Origin of the sequence: Parabacteroides sp. AM17-47 (genome assembly GCF_003434625.1) — a bacterium.
Lineage (GTDB): Bacteria > Bacteroidota > Bacteroidia > Bacteroidales > Tannerellaceae > Parabacteroides > Parabacteroides distasonis.
The window spans coordinates 192,015-210,399 of the sequence record NZ_QTLI01000007.1 but is presented as its reverse complement, the minus strand read 5'-3'; the positions used below and the strand labels follow the sequence as shown (position 1 = coordinate 210,399).

Genomic DNA, 18,385 nt, shown 5'->3' with positions numbered 1-18,385 from the left:
ATTATATAAACAAAAAGCGGAAGTTCACTTTATTCCCAGCAAACTTCCGCGTCACTAATCCCCAAAACACACTATACGAGTTATTTCGACTCTAATAAAATATCATCAACCAATTTCTTCAACTCATTCTTCTGCATAGCCCCTTGAACCATACTCGGTTCTTTCTTCATCGGTACAAACAATAAAGAAGGAATACTACGGATACCGAAAACACTCGCTAAATCCGCCTCTTTATCGACATTCACCTTATATATGTTGATTTTACCCTCGTACTCTTTGCTGATCTCATCCAAGATAGGAGACATCATCTTACAAGGGCCACACCAAGTGGCATAGAAATCGATAACCGCAGGTTTATCACCCTCGAACTTCCATGCGTTCGGGTTTGTCTCAAAGTCATACACTTTCTTTACGAAATCTTCTTGTGTTAATTCTGTTACTGTCATTTTATTTTCTGTTTTATTGTTATTATTCTTATTTCCATTACTAGCGTTCGCCATTCCTACCAAAAGACTTGCGAACAATACGGCACCGACCTTAATAAAACCCATCTTGAACCTCCTTTTTATTTATTACTTTGTCTTCTATTTATATTGCAAAGTTCATCTTATTTCCACGATTAAGAAATGGCCATATCGCCGGATAAGTTTGCAATACTTCCCGATCCCCATCAAAAAAGTATAAAATAAGTTTTTTCAAGATAAATGCCGTACCTTTGCGACGTTTTCCCAAAGAACACATTATGAGCAATAAACAATTATTCAACGACCCTGTTCAACGTAAACGATATATTTGCGCTTTATTAATGATCTTATTAATGGTGGGTGTCTCTGAGCTTATGGGAGAGAAAGAGATTATCTTCCCGGAGATGGCGGCGCTCACGATCGGAATGTGGATCGTAGATAAAAAAGTATGGACCGTAAGTCGTCTTAAATTAGTTCTGTTAATGTCGATCGGGGCCATCGTCGGTGTCTGTATCGTACGCTATTCTCCTTTTCCCTTGATCGTAAATCTATGTATCTCGTTCGCGTTCTCGGCGATATGCCTACAAGTCTCCCGGACCACATTGATTCCACAGATATCAGCCTGTATGCTCCCGATCCTTTTAGGGACGGAGAGTTGGGTATATCCGATAGCCGTGACGGTTATGTCGTTGGTGGTCGTTGGCGGACAAAAGTGGATGGAGAAAAATAAGTATAGAAAAGAGATTACCTATACCCCGGTTCAACGAGACCCGAAGAAGAATTGCCTCAAATGGGGAACCTTGCTGGCAACGATACCTCTTATCGCCGCAATTCCCATTCATACCGGTTATTTGTATTGTATCCTTCCCCCGTTAATCGTAACGTACGTGGAATTCTCCACCTCGAAGGCCGGATTCCGAGGACGTCCCTTGGGAACTTTCCTGCTGCTGGCAATAGCGGCTGTCTTAGGAAGTACCTCCCAATTGATCGGACATATTTATTTGCATTTACCGGAGACGGTCGTAGCCCTCTTCCTTTTCATCTGCTTATTTATCCTATTCGAGTGGTGGGGGAAATTTTTCGCTCCGGCCGGGGCGATCGCGTTAGTCCCGATGATCATTTCTCCCCAAGGGCTGATAGGGTATCCATTGCAAGTAATGATAGGTGCTGCCCTGCTCATCTTCATCGCCATGGTTCTTTTTTTAAAATGTTACAAATGGCCTAAATCACATCTGATTTATTGCTTAGTCCCCGCCCCCATACGTACTTCCCATAGATACCGATCCTATTTACGCCAACAAGAAAGAAAAACGATGCCGAACCTTGGTTAACAAGATCCGGCATATCGTACATTCTTTTTCCGTAAAACCTCAACGATCTACAAATGCAACTGCAAGCCGATAGAAACCGGATGCACCTTCGGACCTTTCCCATTTTCAAAGAGGTCGATCGGTGAGTACTTGGCGTAAAGACCGATCCAATCCCAACCGGCTTGAAATAAGAAATCCATAGTTACCGGACGGATATTCATACCGGAATCCATTTTCTCTTTGTGCTTTTTACCGGAAGCGTCATTATATACGATCTTCGAGGAAGAACAAGTCTTGATCACACCGACTACACCCGCAGACAAGAAGAATTCACTCGAACGCTTTTTAGGTTGCCATTCCAATAACAACGGAATGGTCAGACTCGTGATATTCAACTTACTCGCTTTCAACGTAACACCCTCAGGAGCCGGACGCAAAGCCGTAACACCGTCTATCTCCTTGAAATACTCATTCGTATCTATCCGGTAACGGCTCCAACGCATACCGGCACCGATCACCACCGCCCAACGATACCGAGAGAACGGGAACGCTTTTTCCAATACATTCAAATTATATTCCAATGAGTTTCCACTACGAAGGGAGACTCCGTCTACATCATTTACATGTAAACTCCCATCCGCAAAGTTCGCGAAGCCCATTCCAAAACCGGCCCAATGCGGATTGAAGTCCTTATCCCAAGTAGGCACAGGGATATTGATAGACTTCACGTGTTTACGGCGTTCATAGCTTTGTCCGTCCCGGTAATGCCCTTCGAAGATCAACTCGTCGTCCACGGAATCACCATCCTCGTCTACCTCATACACCCTGACTTTCATGCGATCGCCATTATCTTTCACCTCGATACGTTTTCTCTCAAGGGTGATAATCGTATCCCCAGCCAAAGGCTCAACCTCAGCGGCCATCAACCCGATTACTGGGAAGCAAGCCATTAAGACTAAAAGTATTCTTTTCATCTTCCTATCTGTTTTGTTTGTTTATAAATCTTTCTTCGTAAATAATAGCGTGATTAAATCATCACTATCCAAATCTCCCTCAATGTACACCAAGGTTATTACCCCTTTCTTGCTGACCTTAAAAAGGACAAAACGGTTGATATCTGCTTCTACGCCCTTCAACTGGTAATAAGCGGAGACTACCCCTCCATCGTCCGTCACCTCTTTGATCTTCCGGGCCCCTTTCTGGTCCGCTTCCAGACATTGGCGGGTAAACCGCAGGGCTTCCGGATCATCTTTGATCGTAATACTCTTATAACGAGTCATGCCATACGTTTCCAACATCTCGTTAGACAACTCCACCATCGTGACATTACGTTTTTTGCCATATCGTTGAAAGACTTCCTGAATCTTCAAGTCTTTCTGTGTCTCGGCAGCCGAGACACCACAAGGCATTAAGCAAAATACCGCCACCAGCAACCATAACATGTATTCGAACCGTCTCATATTTACAGTATTTTTATTCATTATCATCAAATAAAGAACGAAGCTCGTTCAATTGGTTATCAATAATCATACGGTCGGCCTCATCACGATCCGCTTCCGGAAAGTACTCGTCCGCAGGTGTGGCCACCTCCTGCAAAGCTTCCAGCGCCATGGAGCGAACTTTATGAATATCCGTATAACAACGACCGTTTATAACGACATAATTATCCGAACAGAAACAAGGATCTACCGGATTCAACAGATGGTTAAGCCCCAAAAGCAGCAAGAAACTGGCGGCGATACCGGATACCAAATACAACACGGATCGTAAAGTAAACGTCTTCTTTTCCTCCACCTTTTCCGCATCCAGCATAAAAAGGATATCCTCATCAATCGGAATCAATGCCTCATCCGGCTGTCGTTCCTTCCGACTCTCTTCCTCCAAATAGGTAAACATAGGCGTATAGACCGCCAACCTGTCCGGAACATTCCCGGAAGTAAAGAAGGCTCGAAGTTCCCGCTCTTCTTCCGAAGAGGTTTCTCCTTCAAAATATCGGTTTAATAACTCGTCTATGTCCATTTCTCTTGTTTATTTAATTGTAAAAACTGTTCCCGTATCTTTTTCCGAGCCCTTGAGAGATTCACCCGGACATTCTCGACCGGTGTAGCCGTGATCTCCGCAATCTCGGCTAACTCATAGCCCTCTACATCCTTCATCCGGATAATGGTTTGCTGCAAAGCGGGCAACTGGGCGATCAAGTGCCGTATGCATTCGGCGGCATCCCTTTGCTCCAGTTGTTCGTCGGGGCTTACCGCATCCGATACCAACGTAACGCTCTCCAACTCCGATCCCTGCGGCTTTCGCAACTTTATCTTATCCAATGAGAGATTTTTCGTAACCTGCATAGCCAGCGCCTCCACGCTATGGTAGGCATCCAGTTTTTCCCGGATATACCAAAGCTTTATGAATGCCTCTTGCACCACATCCTCAGCTTCGGCTGTGTCCTCAACCAGTCTCTGGGAGAAATTCAACATCTTCTGCCGGAGAGGTAGTACGGTTATTTTAAACGTCTCAAGTTCCATTTCTATAATCAAGACGACAAAGGAAGAAAAACATATCATGGAAAATTAACTTATTTGGAAAAAACTTTGCCTGTCACCCGCTTGTTTGTAATAGAAAACTTAAACGTTATGAAACTAAAAGTATCATTTACAGCTATTTTATTCATGAGCTGCTGCTTATTCCTCACCGTAGGTTGCCAACAAAAGAAACAAGGCTCCGATGACAAATCGGTCCCTCAAGCGATTCAAAAGGTTATCCAGATGAAATATCCGGGGGCGACCATTACCGATTACGATAAAGATGCCGCAGGTGTAGAAGTCGACATCAAGGATAAAGGCGTTAAGAAAGAGGTCCTGCTCGGCAAAAATAACGAGTGGCTAAGTACGAAATTCGATATCCATGCCGAAGATGTTCCCGTAGACATCATGGACAACCTAACAAATTCGGCTTATCATGAATATAAGATAGATGAGGTGACACAAATAGACAAGCCTTCGGGAACATTTTACGTATTCAAACTAGAGCATGAGAACAATGAGGTTCGCCTCACGTTTAACTCAGAGGCCCAATTATTGAAGTAGAACGGTACTGAATCTTTTCTTATTCCAGATTTTTACCAGAATATTTCAGTAGCTTTGTGTGATTAACAAGCTAGCCTATGAAAATTCTGGTAGTCGAAGATGAAAACGCATTGAGAGAAGTTATCGTTCGTTCTCTTGAGAAAGAACGATATGTGGTAGAGAGCGCTTCCTCTTTCCGGGAAGCTTCTCTTAAAATAAATGATTATGATTACGATTGTATCGTATTAGACATCATGCTTCCGGGAGGTAGCGGCCTTACCCTTTTGAAGGAATTAAGGGCCTTACGCAAGAAAGACAGCATCATCATTATCTCCGCAAAAGACTCTATCGAGGATAAAGTTACAGGATTAGATCTTGGGGCCGATGATTATCTGACCAAGCCTTTCCATCTGGCGGAATTGAACGCCCGCATCAAGAGCGTTATCCGCCGCAAGCAACAAGATGGGGAATTGCAACTGTCTTTAGCGAACCTAACGATATATCCCGATAAACATTCCGTCTATATAAACGGGAAAGAGATCGTATTGAACCGTAAGGAGTTCGATCTGCTCTACTATTTCATATCCAACCCCAACCGTTTGATCAGCAAAGCTACTTTAGCCGAGTCCGTCTGGGGAGATTATATAGACCAAGCCGATAATTTCGACTTCATCTATAGCCAAGTAAAAAACTTGCGAAAGAAATTAAAAGCCGCCGGAGCCATCCCCGAAATAAAGGCGGTCTATGGCTTCGGTTACAAAATGACCGACGAGGAATAAATATGAAGCTAATCCATTACACCCTCCGCAATTTATTTGTCCCCATATTGGTCATTTTCGCCGCTTGGGGATGTGTTTTCTGCCTTATGATTCTACATGAGGTAGAAGACGAGACGAATGACAGCCTTGAGAACTACAAAGAGATTATCATCCGCTCCGCCTTAGCGGACAGCACATTGCTGAAAGATCATGTGGATATCATGACCCGGTACTACATTCGTGAGGTTCCGGAAAGCGAAGCGAAACTAGATAAGGACGAGTTCTACGATGCTACGGTATACATAGAGATAGAGCAAGAATACGAACCGGTTCGTGCCTTACGCACTTATTTCATGACAAAAGATCGTAAATTCTACGAACTGACGCTGGAGTTATCCACCTTAGAACAAGAAGATATGATCGAGACGATTATCTGGAGCATGGCCGTCTTATATATCGCATTGATAAGTTGCATCTTATTCGTGATCCATCGAGGATTCAAAAGAAGCTTTAAGCCTTTATATAAGCTATTAAGCTGGCTGAAAAGTTTTCAAGTAGGCAAATATAATCCTCCATTAAACAACCCTACACCCATCGAGGAATTTAAGATATTAAACGAGACCGTTCAAGAAAGCGTCAACCAGAGTGACAAGCTATACAACAAACAAAGACATTTCGTAGAGAATGCCGCCCACGAGTTACAAACTCCATTGGCCGTATGCATGAACAAATTAGAATTATTAAGCGAACATCCAGATTGCACGGAAGATCAACTGAAAGAGATCGCTGGCTTGCATCAAGCGTTGAACGGCATCATCCGGTTGAATAAATCCCTCCTATTACTTTCTCGGATAGATAACAAACAATTCCCCGAGACCCGGGATATTTGCCTAAATCATCTTATCCATAAGATATTAGAAGGAATTAATGACATATACGAAAGAAAAGCTCTCCACTTACGAGTTTCAGAAAAAGAGAGTTTGGTATGCACCATGAATGAATCGCTGGCCACTACGTTAATCACCAATCTCATTAAAAACGCCTATGTCCATAATTACGAGAAAGGGGATATAGGAATCACGATCTCTCGCCGTATGCTTACGATCGCAAATACGGGAATCGACAAAACCCTTGATAAGGAATTATTATTTGCCCGTTTTGCCAGCCAAAGCAAACAACAAGAATCGACGGGCCTTGGGTTGGCCATTGTCAAATCAATAGTCGATCTATATTCGATCCGGATAGATTACCAATACGCAAATGGTATGCATACATTCACATTATTATTCTATTAACGGCCGAAATTCCCAATTTTTTCCAAAATGCATCCTTTTCTTTGCGGTATAATAAAAAACAAGGCATATGAAAAGGATCAATTATTTACTGATAGTCTTATCATTATTATCTGTCATGGCTTGTGCCGGCAACGATAAGATCACGAGTGACACCAACGTATTGCCGGTTTCCAGCCGCCAATTCATATCGGATCATTTTAAGGACATCCCGGTATCGCATATCCAAATAGAGAAAAATCTGATCCGGATTAGCAGTTACGACGTGATCCTCACGGACGGGACCAATGTTGAGTTTAACCATAAAGGAGAATGGAAAGAGATTAAACGGCATGGGCTCCCTATCCCGCAAGCGATCATTCCGGAGGTAATACAAGACCTTATCAAGAAAAACTATTCATCGAATAAGGTTGTTAAAATAGAAAAAGAGATACGGGATTATGAGATAAAGCTAGATAACGGTCTTGAGATGACATTCGACTTAAAAGGGAACTTGATTGATATCGATGACTAATAGACACTCTAAGATAAGTATTAATATATTTTTAATTAAAATCAATCGTATGAAAACAAAAGCATTCATAATGGCAACTTTGGTTTGCAGCTCATTCGTATTCATGTCATGTGATGACGATGATGACAAATTCACACCTGAGAGTATTGTAACAAAAGCCTTTGACACAAAATATCCGGATGCGCAACGTGTCAGTTGGGAGAACGAGGCAGGCTATGTCAAAGCAGAATTTTACACCGGTTCATATGAGGCTGAAGCGTGGTTTGATCCGCAAGGCAACTGGATGCTGACAGAGACCGATCTTCCTTACAAGGCTTTGCCCCAAACCGTAAAAAACAGTTTCGAGGCAAGCCTATACGCTAAATGGAAGATAGACGATGTAGATATGCTAGAACGTCCGGACGCTGGTACCATTTACGTTCTCGACGTTGAAAATGGCGAGCAAGATGCAGACCTACATTATACGGAAGGCGGTATTCTCATCAAGGAAGTAACCGATGGTAACGGCGACAACGAGCATCGTCCCTCCGTTACCCCCAGCGCTATTAAGGAACTCATTTCAGAGATGTATCCGGGAGCGACAATCCTTGAGATAGATACGGAGGCAAAAGGTACCGAGGTGGATATCCTTCATGAGAATATCCATAAGGAAGTTTGGCTGGATACCCAGAACAAATGGTTATATACAGAGTGGGAAATACGCTCTTCCCAAGTACCCGATATCGTGATGACCGCATTCAAGGCCTCCGCATATGCCTCTTATCGAATCGATGATATCCATGTCATTCAAAAAGCGGAAGGACTCTCTTATGAGTTCGAGCTGGAGCAAGGAGACCGAGATATAACGATTCTTTTTAATGAAGAAGGGATCTTAGTCTCTCCTACCCATTAAAAAAAGACTCTTTATCGCAGTACTACTGCAACCCACGTGCAGTAGTACTGCAAAGCGGGTTGCAGTAAAACCTCATGAACTATATCGGAGTGGATGGATAAGGAAAGAATTACTGAAAATGATATTTCTGCCACGTATAGACTTTCGGTTCACTGAGATACGGCTCTATTTTCTCACGAGCCTCTTGGCTCAGATACTGAGGAGTCGTATAAATGGCGGTCAAAGTCTGATCATCCGGACTCAATCGATATTGAATTAAATCCATATCCAAATGTGAGGCGGCCTCTTGATAGGCTTCGTCTTTCTTATCCATTCCCTGCTTGATATACCAATCGGAAGTTGGCTGCGTGAATAAATCGGATGTTGCCAAAGGCTCCCAATTGGTCGTGAAAAACTCGATACGGCTATCCGGAACCGGGCCGTTTACCGTAGAGATCATACAAACCACGTAGGTATTGTTTACCAAGGGAAGTAATTTCATCTCTACCGTGCTACGCTCCGTAGTCTGTAGCAAAAGGTAATCGTTCGTTAGCTTTTGCAAGGTAGAAAAGCCATTCATCGTATTTTTCAGCCGGGATTCTTTTCCTGAAGTATAAAGATCCACCAAATCCTTTCGCCAAGCGTGCTCCAATTGAGGAATGTATTGGTCTGGCATCGCCGTGAACACACTTGTCATATCTTGTGCGTTCATTCCCAACGCAAAGACACAGATCAACAACGTAACTATAACTCGTCTCATTATCTAATTTTCTATTTTGTCCCCAAATATAGGAATATCATTCCTAACAACACAAGGAATAAGTCGATCGCCTTGTTCTTTAAGTTTTTTTCATGGAAGAAGATGGCTCCCGCCAAGAATGTCACCAATACGTTACTCCGACGTACCATCGATACGATCGAGATCATGGAATCCGGGAATGTCAAAGCATAAAAGTATACCCAATCCGCCACGCATAAGAATACGGAGATAAAGATGATATTCCATCGCCATTGGAAAGGCGTGCTCTTTTTCCGGTTCGGATACCATAGAAACAACAGGATAAATGACATGATAACACATTGATAGACATTAAACCAGACTTGTACCGTCATTACATCCATACTACGCATCAAATGCTTATCATACAATCCGCTCATCGCCCCGGTCAAGATAGACAGGACCGTGAAGAAGATCCATTTATTATGGGCAAAATGAATCCCCTCTTTCTTCCCCGATGAGGAAAGGAGATAAAAGGAAGCGATAGAAAGCAAGACTCCGACCCATTGAAATAGATTCAGCCGTTCCCCGAACAGAAGCATCGCACCCAGTAATGTAAGCACGGGCTGGCTGGCCTTGATCGGCCCAGTTATCGTCAGCGGCAAATGTTTCAAGGCAAAATACCCCGATATCCAAGAGGATAAGACGATCACCGCTTTTATCAACACCTTCACGTGATCCTCCAGAGAGGCACGGGGTACATACACCATCGTCCCGTCCAAGCAATCCGTATAAAAAGAGAGCAAGATGAACGGGACGAAAATCAAACTGCTTATGAGCGTATTGAAGAATAAAACGGGAATAACGGCATTCCCATTTAACGACATTTTCTTATTGACCTCGTAACAACCTAACAAAAAGGCAGAGAGGAAGGCTAGAGCTAACCACATGATTTAACCCTCCACTGGAAAGAGTTCTTCCGGGTACGTGACGTCTACCAAGAACAGGGCATGTCCCGGCACGGAGGTTCCGGCCTTGCAACGATCCTTTGCCTCAATCACGTTTCGGAAGCCGTCTATCGTTAAACGTCCTCTTCCGACTTCCAATAAAGTACCAACGATCGCACGCACCATATTACGAAGGAAACGGTCTGCACGGATCGTAAACACCCAAATATCCCCTTCTTGCGTCCAACCCGCATGTTGGATATGGCAATTATTCGTCTTTACATCCGTATGCAACTTACTGAAACTCGTAAAATCGATATAATCGAATAAGACCTTACACGCCTCGTTCATCGCCTCGAAATCCAAACGACCGGGAAGCTTATAAACCAGCTCATAATTAAACGGATCTTTCCTGGTCGTAATATAATATTTATAGGTTCGTGAAGTGGCGTCGAAGCGGGCATGCGCTTCCGGTACGACAGGCACGATCTTATAAACGGCGATATCTTTAGGCAGCAGCCTATTTAATTTTTCCGCAAGGAAAGCCAAATCCTCGATCGGTCCTTCCCAATCAAAATGGGCGATCATTAAGCGGGCATGTACACCGGCATCGGTACGGCCGGCCCCCACAATAGGCACGGGCTTACGCATCAAGATGGCCAAGGCCTCCTCTATAGATTGCTGCACCGTCATACCATTCGGCTGGATCTGCCAGCCCCGAAAATTCTTTCCGTTATATCCCAGATATATAAAATATCGTCTCACGCTTATGCTCTTTACTTTATCTTTTCTAAAATGTGGCACAAAGGTACAGAAATCCAGCAAAGCCATTGCCTAAATGGACTAAAAAGTTTAATTTTGCATCATTAATAGCTTCATTTCAAAACAATCTGACATGTTTGAAACATTACTTCAGTCTTCTTATTTTGCCCTGTTCCTGATCATAGCGCTTGGATTCATGCTAGGACGGATACAGATCAAAGGTCTTTCGCTAGACGTATCGGCAGTTATTTTCATCGCCTTGCTATTCGGTCATTTCGGGGTTATCATACCTAAGGAATTAGGGAATATGGGGCTGGTATTATTTATCTTTACCATTGGTATCCAAGCGGGCCCCGGATTTTTCGACTCCTTCCGTTCCAAAGGCAAGACACTCATTATCCTGACGTTATTAATTGTCGGTTCGGCATGCCTGACAGGAATCTTATTCAAGTATATCTTGGATATCGATACCCCGAGTATCGTCGGTCTGATCGCCGGGGCATTGACGAGTACGCCCGGTTTGGCAGTAGCGATCGACTCCACGCAATCATCCGCCGCATCCATCGCCTATGGTATCGCTTATCCGTTCGGCGTAATCGGTGTGATCCTTTTCGTGAAACTATTACCCAAAATACTTCGCAAGGATTTGATAGCCGAGGCTAAAACGCTGGAAACCCAACGGAAAAGCCAATATCCAACGTTACATACCGCCGCATTTAAAGTCACGAATAAAAATATCTGCGGAAAGAGTTTGGCTCAATTGCAGGTACGGGCCATGACCGGAGCGGTAGTCTCCCGTATCAAGCACAACAATGTCATCTCTATGCCAACTCCCCATACCACACTTCACGAGGGTGATTTATTGAAGGCCGTAGGTAATGACAAAGCCTTGGAGCAACTGACATTATTGTTGGGAGAACGTATCGAGGGAGATTTACCGTTAAGTGGCGGACAGACTTTGCAATCCTTGTTACTTACCAATAAGAGCATTATCAATAAATCGCTAGGGCATTTAAATTTACAAGGCACTTTCGGCTGTACGGTAACCCGTGTGCGTCGAAGCGGAATCGACCTTTCCCCGGAACCTAATTTAGTGTTGAAGTTTGGAGATAAGTTGATGGTCGCCGGCGAGAAAGAAAGCGTAAACGAACTCGCCCAATTCATCGGCAATGATGAGAAACGTCTTTCGGATACGGACTTTTTCCCGATCGCTATGGGTATCGTATTGGGCGTATTGTTTGGAAAATTAAATATATCCTTCTCGGATTCTTTCTCATTCTCTCCGGGACTGACCGGCGGTATCCTTATGGTTGCCTTGATATTAAGCGCCATCGGAAAAACAGGCCCGATCATTTGGTCTATGTCCGGCTCCGCTAATAACCTGCTTCGCCAATTGGGATTATTACTATTCCTCTCCGAAGTAGGGACATCTGCCGGTGTAAACCTAGTTTCCACTTTCCAATCAAGCGGTTTAACGTTATTCGGAGTCGGTATCGCTATAACAATGATCCCTATGATCGTAGCTGTATTAGCCGGATATTATTTCTTTAAGATCAACATTCTCGATTTAGTCGGAACAATCGCCGGCGGTATGACCAGTACCCCGGGGCTTGCCGCCGCGGATTCCATGACAGACAGCCCAGCCCCAAGCGTGGCTTATGCGACAGTTTATCCGATAGCGATGGTATTCCTGATCTTGTTTATACAGATGATAGCGAATTTGATTGTCTAAATCTTTATTTATTGAAAAACACAGAATATGAGAAGAAAGAACATGAAAAAAACTGCGGCTTTATTCCTCTTAAGTGTCGGTATAAACTGCATGACCGTACAAGACATCGTGCCTGTGTATGAGTTTGACATCGATGTACAGAATGTAGGTGCGCCTATCCAATCAACTATGTATGGAATCTTCTTCGAGGATATCAATTTCGGGGCAGATGGAGGATTGTATGCGGAACTAATCAAGAACCGCTCCTTCGAGTTTGAGAATCCATGGGGAGGTTGGGAACCTTTCGGTGATGTAAGCATAGCTGAAAAGAATCCCTGTTTCGACAAAAACTCCCATTACGCACACCTGACTTATGCCGGACAAATCACCGGAACCGGTCTAGAGAACGAAGGCTTCAAAGGTATCGGTATAAAAGCTAATGAAAATTACGACTTTTCCTTATATGCCCGTACCGAGACCAATAACCCGATCAAACTACGTATCGAATTGGTAAATAGAGATAACGATATTTATGAGACACAACACCTAGAGATAAAAGGAAAAGACTGGAAGAAATATTCCGTTATCTTGTCTCCCAAAGCGACCGAGGCTAAATCACGCCTACGCATCACGATGGAAACGGCAGGTACCTTGGATCTGGAACATATCTCCCTTTTTCCTGAAAAGACATTCAATAATCGCACGAACGGCCTACGCCGCGATCTAGCACAAGCGTTGAAAGATCTAAAGCCGGGAATCTTTCGTTTCCCGGGTGGATGTATCGTTGAGGGTACAACCATCGCCACACGCTACCAATGGAAAAATACGGTAGGCCCCGTAGAGAACCGGCCTATCAATATCAACCGGTGGAATTATACATTTCCTCACAAGAAATTCCCGGATTATTATCAATCTTACGGTTTGGGATTCTTTGAGTATTTCCAATTAAGCGAAGATATCGGAGCCGAGCCCTTGCCTGTGTTGAATTGCGGGCTGTCATGCCAGTTTGAGAATGAGGACATGGACCAGCATGTGCCAGTAGATAAATTACAACCTTATATAGACGATGCCTTGGACTTAATCGAATTCGCCAATGGCCCTGTTACCTCCCAATGGGGCAAAATGCGTGCAGATATGGGGCATCCGGCTTCTTTTAATCTGAAATTTATCGCTATCGGTAACGAGCAATGGGGACCGTTATATCCCGAACGCCTCGAGCCGTTCGTGAAAGCCATCCGAGCTAAATATCCGGAGATCAAAATCATTGGTAGTTCCGGTCCTAATTCGGAAGGAAAAGATTTCGAATATCTATGGCCGGAGATGAAACGCTTAAAAGTAGATCTGGTGGATGAACATTTCTATCGCTCACCTGAATGGTTCCTAAATAGTGCCAAACGATATGATTCGTATGATCGGCAAGGTCCCAAAGTGTTCGCCGGTGAATATGCTTGCCACCCGACTAACCGGGAGAATAGCTTCCTGACCGCATTATGCGAGGCTGCGTTTATGACCGGTCTTGAGCGAAATGCCGACGTGGTCGAATTATGCACATACGCCCCTTTATTCGCACATGTCGATGCGTGGCAATGGCGTCCGGACTTAATCTGGTTCGACAACCTAAACATCGTGAAAACTCCTAACTACTATGTACAACAATTATACGGGCACAATGCCGGAACAAACGTATTGCCCCTGACGATGAACAAAGAAGCCGTTACCGGGCAAAGCGAGCTATTCGCCACAGCCGCTTTCGACAAAGGCACAAACGAGTTCATCATCAAAATCGTCAATACCAGCATCCAGAGCAAAAAGATCAAATTAAACCTAAACGGAATCTCATCCGGCAAGCATAAAGGAAAGTTGACAGTCTTACATGCCTCAGACCTGGAAGCGAAGAATACATTGGGTAAACCGGAAACAGTCATACCCATTGAATCAGCGGTGGAACTAGAGGCTCCCGTTACTGAAGTCTCCATCCAACCATTAAGTTTCTTAGTCTATAGGATATCGCTATAATCTATCATACATACGAAAGTTATGAATATTGAAAAGTTTAGGGAATATTGCCTTTCGTTGAATGGTGTTTATGAAAAAATGCCTTTCACGAATGTCCCTGATAAATACAGTCGGGACGTTCTTTGCTTTTATGTAGGAAGTAAATGGTTTTGTTTTGTGAATATCGAAGTATTTGATTTTTGTTGTATTAAATGCGATCCCAATGAGTCGGGTGAATTACAAGCCCGATATTCAGGAATAACACCCGGTTGGCATATGAATAAAAAATACTGGATTAGTGTCTATTTTAATCAAGATGTACCCGACAACAAGATCAAAGAGCTTATAAAACAATCCTACGATATCGTATATCAATCTCTTCCTAAAAAGGAAAAAGGGATGTAGATTTTAGCGCAGTTACTCCGTTTATTTTCCATTTGAGAAGGACGTTTGAAAGATTATACGTACATTTGTGAATTCACCTAAACGACTTAAATATGATGCAAACAAATTTACAATTGGACCTTGCCTTCAACTATCTGGAAAATACCGGAACCAACATCTTCCTTACCGGAAAAGCGGGAACAGGAAAGACCACATTCTTGAAAAAACTTAAAGATACTTCCCCAAAACGGATGATTGTGGTAGCACCTACCGGAGTGGCGGCGATTAACGCGGGAGGGGTAACCATTCACTCCTTCTTTCAGCTACCTTTCGGACCGTATATACCGGGTAGCGAAATGGCCTCCGGGCAAAATAAATCCTATTCTCATAAATTCAGCCGGGATAAGATCAATATCATCCGTAGTATGGACCTGCTCGTTATTGATGAGGTCAGTATGGTACGTGCCGATTTGCTGGACGCTATCAGTGATATGCTACGTCGTTACCGGGATAGGAATAAACCCTTTGGGGGCGTTCAATTATTATTGATCGGAGATTTACAACAATTAGCCCCCGTAGCGAAGGAGGACGAATGGAATTTGTTGAGAGAACATTACGCCTCTCCCTTCTTTTTTGACAGTAAGGCTCTTTCCGAAAGTGATTATCTTTGCATCGAATTAACTCAAGTATATCGCCAAGCGGACAATACGTTCGTACGCTTATTGAACAATATCCGGGAAAACCGCTTCGACGAGAATACGCTACACACCTTAAACCAACGTTATATCCCCAATTTTAAACCAAATGACAAAGCGGGTTATATCACGCTGACAACCCATAATTATCAAGCCCAGCAAATCAATAACCGGAAATTGCAAGAATTACCCGGCCCGGCTTATACGTATAAGGCAGAGATCAAGGATGACTTTCCGGCTTACTCCTACCCGACCGACGAGGTATTGGAGCTAAAGCAAGACGCTCAAGTCATGTTCGTAAAAAACGACTCTTCCGGCGAAAGAAGATATTATAACGGAAAGATCGGCCGAATTGTCTTCATCAGCCCGAGCAAGATTATCGTATCCGACGAATTAGGAAACGATATCACCGTAGACCGGGAGACATGGACAAACGTGAAATATACGATCGACGAGAACACGAAGGATATCACGGAAACAATCGCCGGCTCTTTCAGCCAATACCCACTGAAAACCGCTTGGGCGATCACGATCCATAAAAGCCAAGGCTTGACTTTTGAACATGCCATCATCGACGCATCCGCCGCCTTCTCACACGGACAAGTCTACGTTGCCTTGAGCCGTTGCAAGACATTGGAAGGAATGGTATTAAGTAGCCCGATCACTCGAAACGCCATGATTAGCGATGAGAAGATATTAAGTTATACCTCTTCCCTCTCGGAGCGTCAACCGTGTGAAGACCAACTGCGTCAAGCCCAACAACAGTATTATTTGAGATTGGCAACCGAGCTATTCGACTTCAATCCCGTACAACAAAAGTTGCAATATACATCTTACGCGGCATACACCCATCTGCAAAAACTATACCCGGAATTAAGCAACCAATATCCCCGGGTACGGGATTATTTCCGTTCGGATATAGTAGAAGTAGGCGAACGTTTCTGCCAGCAACTCACCCGTATGATCTCCAGTACGAATCTCTATGATACGGACGAGCATATACAAGACCGCATCCGAAAAGGTTGCGCTTACTTTCTGGAAAAGATCGAGACCTATTGCCTCCCTTTGATAGAGGCTTCCGATGTAGAGATCGACAATAAAGAGGCCCGTAAGGCATTTACATCCGCATTAAAAGCTTTCAGCGATGAGCTTACGATCAAGGTCGCTACATTAAAAGCCTGCCAAGATGGTTTTCGTCTCATCGACTATCTATCCGCCAAGGCTAAAGCGAACATTGAGGAGTCGGCTGTTGCCAGCAAGCGGAAATCGACACGGAAATCGACGGAAGCGGAAAAGATCCCCGTCTCCACGGATGTCTTACATCCTGAGCTATATGCCCGTTTGAAACAATGGAGATACGAGCTTGCCGTAGAAAAGGAGTTGCCTCCTTACACGATCTTGCAACAGAAAGCCTTAATTGGCGTTTGCAACACTTTGCCCACGAACTCGAAAGAACTGTTGAAGATACCCGGAATCGGCAAAAAGATCATAGAGAACTATGGTGAGACCCTATTAGAAATCGTATCTTCCTACTCACCTTCCACGCATGGGAACGGGCTGTGAGATACGGAGACAACTCACGATAGCGGCGACTAAAGCGAAACCGACCGCTACATACATACAAACCGGCATACTATAGGTCGCAGAGGTAACACTAAAGATCAAAGCGACAAATGTCGTCCCCAGCGTTTGCCCCAACAGTCGTGCCGTACCTTGCATACCGTTCGCCCCGCCACTCCGGGAACGAGGGGCGGCCGATATCATCGTGCTATTATTCGGGGTCTGGAACAGGCCGAAGCCCATACCGCAAAGCATCAATCGCCAAGCGATGTCCATATTGGTGGGTTGCCCCGGCAATAAAGCCAATAGAAGAAGTCCGGTCGCATACACCACCATTCCGATACCGCCTAACAATCCGGGATGATATTTCTCGATCAGCCTCCCGGCTACCGGAGCGGTCAAGATCGTCGCTACCGGCCAAGGAGTCAACAGCAGCCCCGTCTCCACCTCATTTCTGCCGGCTACATTTTGCAAATAAAAGGGTAATGATACCATCGCCAACAACTGTGCCGTAAATGAAGTAATCGAGGATAATACGGACAAGGCGAATATCGGAATCCGCATCAAGTCCAATGGCAATATCGGAACCTCCTGCCGTAGTTGCCTGCGGATAAAAAATGTTCCGATCACCAATAGAAGAAGAACCTGTAAAGCGATCATTCTCCAGTTCTCATGATGGGCGATGCCTTCCAACGAATAAATCAGCAATCCGAAAGTCAAGGCATTCGAGATTCCACCGATCTTATCAAACTTTCGTTTCGGCCCATCCTTGCAAGGATTTTGAGGCAAAAGAAAATAACCCGTTATAATCGCGCAAATCCCTAAAGGTACGTTGATAGCGAACAACCAATTCCAAGAAGCGACTGATAAGATAGCGCCCGCCAACGACGGCCCGGCAGCAATCGATACCGCCACGACCATGGCATTGATACTCATTCCCCGCCCTATATATTGAGGAGGATAAATAATACGAAGTAAAGCGGTCGTCACGCTCATGATAGCCGAGGCTCCGATCCCTTGCAATATTCTCGCGACCGTCAACATGGCGAAAGACGAGGATAAGGCACAAAATAATGACGTTGAGCAGAATATTGTCGTCCCGATCAAGAAAATCCGCTTATATCCATAAATATCTCCCAAAGCGGAGAACGATAAAAGAGACATCGTAATCGTCAGCTGATAAGCGTTGACAATCCAGATCGTGGTGGAAGGGGATGTCCCGAATTCACGGGACAAGGTAGGAAGCGCCACGTTGACAATCGTGCCGTCCAACACGGACATGATTAATGCCAACGCAACCGCTATTACTGCCCAATAACGCCTCGGTATAAATCGTATCATA

Annotated in this window: 19 protein-coding genes; 10 read left to right on the top strand and 9 right to left on the bottom strand. The window is 44.2% G+C overall.

The features are described from left to right. Positions 1-80 precede the first annotated feature (80 nt). Positions 81-551, bottom strand: coding sequence for a thioredoxin (gene trxA, locus DW205_RS07550; protein WP_005864842.1), 471 nt, complete (start codon positions 549-551; stop codon positions 81-83). Positions 552-742: 191 nt separating this feature from the next. Between trxA and DW205_RS07545 the strand changes: the two genes are divergently transcribed. Continuing rightward, the gene (locus DW205_RS07545) at positions 743-1,795 is read left to right on the top strand and encodes a hypothetical protein (RefSeq protein WP_008778167.1); all 1,053 of its coding nucleotides are present in this window, start codon (positions 743-745) and stop codon (positions 1,793-1,795) included. A gap of 47 nt (positions 1,796-1,842) precedes the next feature. Here DW205_RS07545 and DW205_RS07540 read toward each other — a convergent pair whose 3' ends face one another. Genes DW205_RS07540 through DW205_RS07525 form a run of 4 tightly spaced genes read right to left on the bottom strand, consistent with a single transcriptional unit; the run spans position 1,843 to position 4,335 of the window. Next, positions 1,843-2,748 carry an outer membrane beta-barrel protein gene (locus DW205_RS07540; RefSeq protein WP_005864838.1) on the bottom strand — a complete coding sequence of 302 codons (906 nt, stop codon included), beginning with the start codon at positions 2,746-2,748 and terminating at the stop codon, positions 1,843-1,845. A gap of 21 nt (positions 2,749-2,769) precedes the next feature. After that, positions 2,770-3,234, bottom strand: coding sequence for a hypothetical protein (locus DW205_RS07535; RefSeq protein ID WP_005864834.1), 465 nt, complete (start codon positions 3,232-3,234; stop codon positions 2,770-2,772). A 13-nt stretch (positions 3,235-3,247) separates the two neighbouring features. After that, entirely contained in the window at positions 3,248-3,793 is a 546-nt protein-coding gene (locus DW205_RS07530) for a hypothetical protein (protein ID WP_005864833.1), read from the bottom strand. Continuing rightward, positions 3,784-4,335: an RNA polymerase sigma factor gene (locus DW205_RS07525; RefSeq protein WP_005864832.1), complete on the bottom strand. Its 552-nt coding sequence runs from the start codon at positions 4,333-4,335 to the stop codon at positions 3,784-3,786. The genes DW205_RS07530 and DW205_RS07525 overlap by 10 nt, the downstream gene beginning before the upstream one ends. Positions 4,336-4,404: 69 nt before the next feature. Between DW205_RS07525 and DW205_RS07520 the strand changes: the two genes are divergently transcribed. From DW205_RS07520 to DW205_RS07500, 5 genes are all read left to right on the top strand, one after another. Next, positions 4,405-4,857, top strand: coding sequence for a PepSY-like domain-containing protein (locus DW205_RS07520; RefSeq protein ID WP_005864829.1), 453 nt, complete (start codon positions 4,405-4,407; stop codon positions 4,855-4,857). 77 nt (positions 4,858-4,934) lie between these two features. Beyond that, the gene (locus DW205_RS07515) at positions 4,935-5,615 is read left to right on the top strand and encodes a response regulator transcription factor (protein WP_005854737.1); all 681 of its coding nucleotides are present in this window, start codon (positions 4,935-4,937) and stop codon (positions 5,613-5,615) included. 2 nt (positions 5,616-5,617) lie between these two features. Then, positions 5,618-6,889, top strand: a complete 1,272-nt coding sequence (locus DW205_RS07510) for a HAMP domain-containing sensor histidine kinase (RefSeq protein WP_005864828.1) — start codon at positions 5,618-5,620, stop codon at positions 6,887-6,889. Positions 6,890-6,956: 67 nt separating this feature from the next. Then, positions 6,957-7,400: a PepSY-like domain-containing protein gene (locus DW205_RS07505; protein ID WP_005864826.1), complete on the top strand. Its 444-nt coding sequence runs from the start codon at positions 6,957-6,959 to the stop codon at positions 7,398-7,400. Positions 7,401-7,449: 49 nt separating this feature from the next. Continuing rightward, a complete protein-coding gene (locus DW205_RS07500) occupies positions 7,450-8,292 on the top strand; it encodes a PepSY-like domain-containing protein (RefSeq protein ID WP_005864824.1) in 843 nt (280 codons plus the stop codon). Between the two features lie 109 nt (positions 8,293-8,401). On the opposite strand, the gene DW205_RS07495 is transcribed toward DW205_RS07500, so the two are convergent. Genes DW205_RS07495 through truA form a run of 3 tightly spaced genes read right to left on the bottom strand, consistent with a single transcriptional unit; the run spans position 8,402 to position 10,701 of the window. Beyond that, positions 8,402-9,031, bottom strand: a complete 630-nt coding sequence (locus DW205_RS07495) for a DUF3256 family protein (protein ID WP_005864822.1) — start codon at positions 9,029-9,031, stop codon at positions 8,402-8,404. A gap of 11 nt (positions 9,032-9,042) precedes the next feature. Next, a complete protein-coding gene (locus DW205_RS07490) occupies positions 9,043-9,939 on the bottom strand; it encodes a DMT family transporter (RefSeq protein WP_005864820.1) in 897 nt (298 codons plus the stop codon). Between the two features lie 3 nt (positions 9,940-9,942). Further along, positions 9,943-10,701: a tRNA pseudouridine(38-40) synthase TruA gene (truA, locus tag DW205_RS07485; protein ID WP_005854725.1), complete on the bottom strand. Its 759-nt coding sequence runs from the start codon at positions 10,699-10,701 to the stop codon at positions 9,943-9,945. Positions 10,702-10,831: 130 nt separating this feature from the next. Between truA and DW205_RS07480 the strand changes: the two genes are divergently transcribed. The 4 genes from DW205_RS07480 (at position 10,832) to DW205_RS07465 (ending at position 17,046) form a co-directional block, all read left to right on the top strand. Beyond that, positions 10,832-12,430, top strand: coding sequence for an aspartate:alanine exchanger family transporter (locus tag DW205_RS07480; protein ID WP_005864815.1), 1,599 nt, complete (start codon positions 10,832-10,834; stop codon positions 12,428-12,430). Positions 12,431-12,457: 27 nt separating this feature from the next. Next, the gene (locus DW205_RS07475; RefSeq protein ID WP_005864813.1) at positions 12,458-14,425 is read left to right on the top strand and encodes an alpha-L-arabinofuranosidase C-terminal domain-containing protein; all 1,968 of its coding nucleotides are present in this window, start codon (positions 12,458-12,460) and stop codon (positions 14,423-14,425) included. A 21-nt stretch (positions 14,426-14,446) separates the two neighbouring features. Then, positions 14,447-14,809 carry an MmcQ/YjbR family DNA-binding protein gene (locus DW205_RS07470; RefSeq protein WP_005864811.1) on the top strand — a complete coding sequence of 121 codons (363 nt, stop codon included), beginning with the start codon at positions 14,447-14,449 and terminating at the stop codon, positions 14,807-14,809. A gap of 92 nt (positions 14,810-14,901) precedes the next feature. Then, complete coding sequence (locus DW205_RS07465; protein WP_005864809.1) at positions 14,902-17,046, top strand: HRDC domain-containing protein; 2,145 nt, start codon at positions 14,902-14,904, stop codon at positions 17,044-17,046. Here the strand turns inward: DW205_RS07465 and DW205_RS07460 are convergent. Then, positions 17,017-18,384, bottom strand: coding sequence for an MFS transporter (locus DW205_RS07460; protein ID WP_005864807.1), 1,368 nt, complete (start codon positions 18,382-18,384; stop codon positions 17,017-17,019). The two genes, DW205_RS07465 and DW205_RS07460, sit on opposite strands and share 30 nt — an antisense overlap. Position 18,385: the final 1 nt, after the last annotated feature.

What these genes read in the sequence shown, in the direction of transcription:
- DW205_RS07535 (WP_005864834.1), bottom strand. Translation starts at nt 3,234, where the DNA reads ATGAGACGGTTCGAATACATGTTATGGTTGCTGGTGGCGGTATTTTGC.
- DW205_RS07495 (WP_005864822.1), bottom strand. Translation starts at nt 9,031, where the DNA reads ATGAGACGAGTTATAGTTACGTTGTTGATCTGTGTCTTTGCGTTGGGA.
- DW205_RS07480 (WP_005864815.1), top strand. Translation starts at nt 10,832, where the DNA reads ATGTTTGAAACATTACTTCAGTCTTCTTATTTTGCCCTGTTCCTGATC.
- DW205_RS07520 (WP_005864829.1), top strand. Translation starts at nt 4,405, where the DNA reads ATGAAACTAAAAGTATCATTTACAGCTATTTTATTCATGAGCTGCTGC.
- DW205_RS07475 (WP_005864813.1), top strand. Translation starts at nt 12,458, where the DNA reads ATGAGAAGAAAGAACATGAAAAAAACTGCGGCTTTATTCCTCTTAAGT.
- DW205_RS07465 (WP_005864809.1), top strand. Translation starts at nt 14,902, where the DNA reads ATGATGCAAACAAATTTACAATTGGACCTTGCCTTCAACTATCTGGAA.
- DW205_RS07505 (WP_005864826.1), top strand. Translation starts at nt 6,957, where the DNA reads ATGAAAAGGATCAATTATTTACTGATAGTCTTATCATTATTATCTGTC.
- DW205_RS07500 (WP_005864824.1), top strand. Translation starts at nt 7,450, where the DNA reads ATGAAAACAAAAGCATTCATAATGGCAACTTTGGTTTGCAGCTCATTC.
- DW205_RS07540 (WP_005864838.1), bottom strand. Translation starts at nt 2,748, where the DNA reads ATGAAAAGAATACTTTTAGTCTTAATGGCTTGCTTCCCAGTAATCGGG.
- DW205_RS07490 (WP_005864820.1), bottom strand. Translation starts at nt 9,939, where the DNA reads ATGTGGTTAGCTCTAGCCTTCCTCTCTGCCTTTTTGTTAGGTTGTTAC.
- DW205_RS07510 (WP_005864828.1), top strand. Translation starts at nt 5,618, where the DNA reads ATGAAGCTAATCCATTACACCCTCCGCAATTTATTTGTCCCCATATTG.
- DW205_RS07530 (WP_005864833.1), bottom strand. Translation starts at nt 3,793, where the DNA reads ATGGACATAGACGAGTTATTAAACCGATATTTTGAAGGAGAAACCTCT.
- DW205_RS07460 (WP_005864807.1), bottom strand. Translation starts at nt 18,384, where the DNA reads ATGATACGATTTATACCGAGGCGTTATTGGGCAGTAATAGCGGTTGCG.
- DW205_RS07525 (WP_005864832.1), bottom strand. Translation starts at nt 4,335, where the DNA reads ATGATATGTTTTTCTTCCTTTGTCGTCTTGATTATAGAAATGGAACTT.
- DW205_RS07470 (WP_005864811.1), top strand. Translation starts at nt 14,447, where the DNA reads ATGAATATTGAAAAGTTTAGGGAATATTGCCTTTCGTTGAATGGTGTT.
- DW205_RS07545 (WP_008778167.1), top strand. Translation starts at nt 743, where the DNA reads ATGAGCAATAAACAATTATTCAACGACCCTGTTCAACGTAAACGATAT.
- DW205_RS07515 (WP_005854737.1), top strand. Translation starts at nt 4,935, where the DNA reads ATGAAAATTCTGGTAGTCGAAGATGAAAACGCATTGAGAGAAGTTATC.
- trxA (WP_005864842.1), bottom strand. Translation starts at nt 551, where the DNA reads ATGGGTTTTATTAAGGTCGGTGCCGTATTGTTCGCAAGTCTTTTGGTA.